Here is a 3,891-nt window from a genome sequence, read left to right as displayed (position 1 = left end):
TCGGCCTTGCGGCGGCGCTGGTGTGGGGGATATCCTCACTCCACCGCCAGCAGGTGCTGGCGGACCGGGTGGTGCGGCTGCACATTCTTGCAAACTCCGATTCGGAGGAAGATCAGGCCCTGAAGCTGCGGGTCCGGGATCGGATTTTGGAAAGAGCCACCGAAATTCTTGAGGCATCCGAGGACCGGGCGGCTGCGGAGAAGGCCCTGCGGGCCGCGTTGCCGGAGCTTCAGAGTCTGGCGGCAGAGGAGATCGCCACGGAGGGATATACCTATTCCGTGACGGCAGAGCTGGAAGAAACTACCTTTCCTACCCGGGAATACGAGGATTTCACCCTCCCGGCGGGGGATTATCTGGCACTGCGCGTGCTGATCGGCGCGGGCGCGGGGCACAATTGGTGGTGCGTGGTATTTCCGCCCCTTTGTACGGCTTCTACCACCAGTCTGGCCCAGACCGCCATGTCCGCAGGACTGAGCGACGATGACGTGAAACTCATCACCGAGGACGGGAGCGGCTATGCCATCAAATTCAAGTCCATCGAGCTTTGGGAGGCACTGAAGGAAAAGCTTTCTTGAGGTATGTTTCCAGAACTGTACGCCTGCGGGAGTTTATGGAGGCGCTGTCTTTCTGGCTGTGCCAATTGAAGCTGTAATTGATTAAACCACGATTTGTTTGCAGCATGATGATTTTAAAAATTTCACGATTCTAATCTGCATAGAAAAAGGCTCCGTCGGAACAATGTTGCGGCGGAGCCTTTACGAATATGGAAAAACGAGGAACAGCCGCGCATCAAGGCTGCATCCGGGGCGAAACAAAGCTGGGACAAGGTCTTGCTAGAACAGGAATCTTTACCTGCTACGAATGCTATCAATGGACAGCGGGGAAGAGGTGCACTGCAATTGCAGTTCAGTTGTCTTTCAGCTGGAAACGATCCACCAGTTCCCGCAGCATCTGCGCCTGTGCGGACAGTTCCTCACTGGAAGCCGCAGTTTCCTCCGCCGTGGCACTGTTGGTCTGCACCACGCGGGAAATCTGCTCCACGCCCTGAGAAACCTGCTCAATGGAACGGGACTGCTCGTCGGAGGCTTGGGCAATCTGATCCACCGCCTGCGTAACGGATTTAATGTCCTCTACCGTGGAGCGGAGGGAGGCTGCGGTTTCGTCCGCCAGAGCGCTGCCCCGATGGACGGCCTCTGTGGAGGCCTGAATCAGGTCAGCGGTTCCTTTTGCGGCCTCGGCCGATTTGGAAGCCAGATTTCGAACCTCGTCTGCCACCACCGCAAAGCCCTTGCCGGCAGCGCCAGCCCGGGCAGCTTCCACCGCGGCGTTCAAGGCCAGAATGTTGGTCTGAAACGCAATGTCGTCGATGGATTTGATGATGCGGCTAATCTGGGCAGACCGCTCGTTGATATCGCTCATGGAGGAAATCATCTGCTGCATCCGCTCGTTGCTCTCGGAGACCCGGGCTACGGCACCGTCCACATCGTTGCTGGTTTTACGGGAAGCGGATGCGTTTTCACGCACCTGCTGAGACAAATCGTCGATGGTGGCGGACAACTGCTCCACGGCGGAGGCCTGCTCTGTTGCGCCCTGAGAAAGGGTCTGCGCGCCGGCGGAGAGCTGGTCCGCCCCCACGGAAACCTGATCGGATGCCTGATTTATCTGGGACAGGGTCTGGTTCAGGGAGACGGAGATGTTTTCAAGGGCCGCCTTGATACGGGCAAAATCACCCAGATAATCCCGCTTCAGGGTGAAGGTGAGTTTGCCCCCGGCAATCTCGTCCAACACGGTGGAAATTTCGTCGATATAGTCCACATAATCATGAAGCCGCTCCGCGGTTTTTCCAAAATTGGTGGTCAGCGTGCCGAATTCGTCGCCGGAGGGGTGGTCCAGCTTGACCGTCAAATCGCCTTCGGATATGCGGCGTGCCGCAGCGTCCAGTTTTTTCACAGGCGTAATGATGATCAGACGGGTCATAATAAAAATCATTGCGGTGAGAATTACAATGGATATTAAGGCAATGGTGGAAAGTAGGGTGGTCAGGAAGTTCAAATCCTGCAAAATCTCCGCTCTGGGTACATAAGAAACTGCCACCCAGTTGCAGCCGGGCACCTGCTTGAGGTCCAGAGCAATTGCGTCATTGCCGGAGCCGAAGGTTTGAAGGCCGTATACCCCGCCGGTAATCCACTGGGACACCTGCGTGTAAAGGGGGTTGTCGGTAAGCTCGGGGAGAATCTGACCCGAAAGGGCGTCGTCTTTGTGGCCGATAATCATATTGGTGCTTGCGTCCACCAGAAACGCACTTCCGGTCTGCTCAAGCTGTACCTGCTTTACAACGTCGGAAAGCGTGGTTAAGTAGATGTCCGCGGCAGCCACACCGCGAACCCCACCATTCTTATAATGCAGAGGGGCGGAGAGACTAACCACGTTCATTCCTGTGATAATATCCAAATAGGCGGAGCCAAAAACGAAGTCGTTGGCAACAAGCCCTTCCTGATACCACACTCTTTCCCGGGGGTCGTAACTGGCGTCGGGAACGAAGCTCTGGTGGACAAAGGTACCGTCCGTGGTGGCAAAATAGAGACCGTCGGGGAAATCGTCATCGGTTCCGGCGATGTGCCGAAGATACGCCAACTCTTCCTCAGGGGTCATGTTCATGTATTCCAGTGTATCCAGCTCTGAATTGAGCGTAGAGGTGACACCACTCATCCACGACTGGACCATGCTGACCACATTGTCGGTGCTGGCCTCCAGAAGGTCGTCTCCTCTTTCCAAGAGAATTTTAGAGGTTGCGGACTGGATAATCACCAAGATCGCGATGATGACCACAGCAATAATAGGAATCAGGGCAATCAGCAGCTTTCCCTGAATACCAAGCCCTCTTCTGCGGCTTGTTTTGGGGGTCAAGGAGGTGGAACTTACGTCTGCTGCGCGCTCTTTTACATTCTTCATAATCTGTTCTCCATCCTTTCAACGTCAAGATGCGTGCAGGGCCGTATCTGCGCTGAGGAGCCTCACGCTTTAGCGATGATTATTATAAATGTTTGGTTAAATTATTATAACAGTTTGAATTCGACAATACAAGACAGAGAGGAAACATTTTCATAGATGAAATTTTACATATGCGAAGAATTGAATATGACTATTTTGCACAAAAGAAGCGTGCGAATTTCTATTAATCCGTCGATAAAACGCCTGCGGGACCGACTAAGATCCCGCAGGCGTTTTGCGCAGTAATAACTTATTAAAGACCGATATGCAGACTGGAGACGAGTGTTTCCATCTGCTCCGCAGGGGTTGTTTCAATCCGAAGCAGAAGACGTTGCTTTTCCTGGGGTGTGTAGGCGTCATAAATGCGGGCAGCCTCTGGGTTGTCCCGCAGCAATGCGCCAAAGGCCATGGCGGAGGAAATACCGTTGTCCATTATTATCACCTCAAGAAGAAGTATATCGTTTTTGGGGAAATTTATACCGCTTAAAAGAGAGAGAACCTTTCGGACGGAAGGGCCTGCGCCGTCCCGTGGCGGAAGGAAAAAAGTAGATAAACAAGTCCTTAAAAAAATTTTGTATTTTTCTGTTGACAAAGCCGTTTTTCTTTGCTATACTGACAACTGTTCTGAGCGCTGCGGCCGTCACACAACGTTGCAGGGCAAGGGATTCGGGGGATGGGCACTGGAAAAATTCATCATATGTGTGCGGTTCTCTTAAAGGAATAAAAATTGATGTTCTCACTTGCGATTATCTGGGGGATTAGCTCAGCTGGGAGAGCGCCTGACTGGCAGTCAGGAGGTCAGCGGTTCGATCCCGCTATTCTCCACCAAAACAAAAGTCCTGAAACTTAATGTTTCAGGACTTTTGTTTTGTTTATTCTTGAAATGTGGCCGCAACGTGG

4 protein-coding genes and 1 tRNA gene are annotated in these 3,891 nt (G+C 53.0%); 3 read left to right on the top strand and 2 right to left on the bottom strand.

What is annotated here, in order from left to right; all coding sequences use genetic code 11:
• Positions 1-575 (top strand): stage II sporulation protein R (spoIIR, locus tag RT018_RS15635; RefSeq protein ID WP_312943238.1); only part of this gene is annotated, 575 nt, incomplete at its 5' end.
• Positions 576-906: 331 nt separating this feature from the next.
• Here the strand turns inward: spoIIR and RT018_RS15630 are convergent.
• Together RT018_RS15630 and RT018_RS15625 are read right to left on the bottom strand one after the other, a co-directional pair.
• A complete protein-coding gene (locus tag RT018_RS15630) occupies positions 907-2,952 on the bottom strand; it encodes a methyl-accepting chemotaxis protein (RefSeq protein ID WP_312943237.1) in 2,046 nt (681 codons plus the stop codon).
• Positions 2,953-3,244: 292 nt separating this feature from the next.
• On the bottom strand, positions 3,245-3,424 hold the full coding sequence (locus tag RT018_RS15625) for a hypothetical protein (RefSeq protein ID WP_312943236.1): 180 nt from the start codon (positions 3,422-3,424) through the stop codon (positions 3,245-3,247).
• On the opposite strand from RT018_RS15625, the gene RT018_RS15620 reads away from it, so the two are divergent.
• Together RT018_RS15620 and RT018_RS15615 are read left to right on the top strand one after the other, a co-directional pair.
• Positions 3,417-3,707, top strand: coding sequence for a hypothetical protein (locus tag RT018_RS15620; RefSeq protein ID WP_312943235.1), 291 nt, complete (start codon positions 3,417-3,419; stop codon positions 3,705-3,707). The two genes, RT018_RS15625 and RT018_RS15620, sit on opposite strands and share 8 nt — an antisense overlap.
• A 36-nt stretch (positions 3,708-3,743) precedes the next feature.
• A tRNA-Ala gene (locus tag RT018_RS15615) sits at positions 3,744-3,819 on the top strand.
• Positions 3,820-3,891 lie beyond the last annotated feature (72 nt).

Source organism: Oscillibacter sp. (assembly GCF_032060045.1).
In the GTDB taxonomy this organism is placed as follows: domain Bacteria; phylum Bacillota; class Clostridia; order Oscillospirales; family Oscillospiraceae; genus Oscillibacter.
The sequence above is the reverse complement of the archived record's forward strand: the minus strand, read 5'-3'. Positions and strand labels throughout refer to the sequence as shown.

What these genes read in the sequence shown, in the direction of transcription:
- RT018_RS15630 (WP_312943237.1), bottom strand. Translation starts at nt 2,952, where the DNA reads ATGAAGAATGTAAAAGAGCGCGCAGCAGACGTAAGTTCCACCTCCTTG.
- RT018_RS15625 (WP_312943236.1), bottom strand. Translation starts at nt 3,424, where the DNA reads ATGGACAACGGTATTTCCTCCGCCATGGCCTTTGGCGCATTGCTGCGG.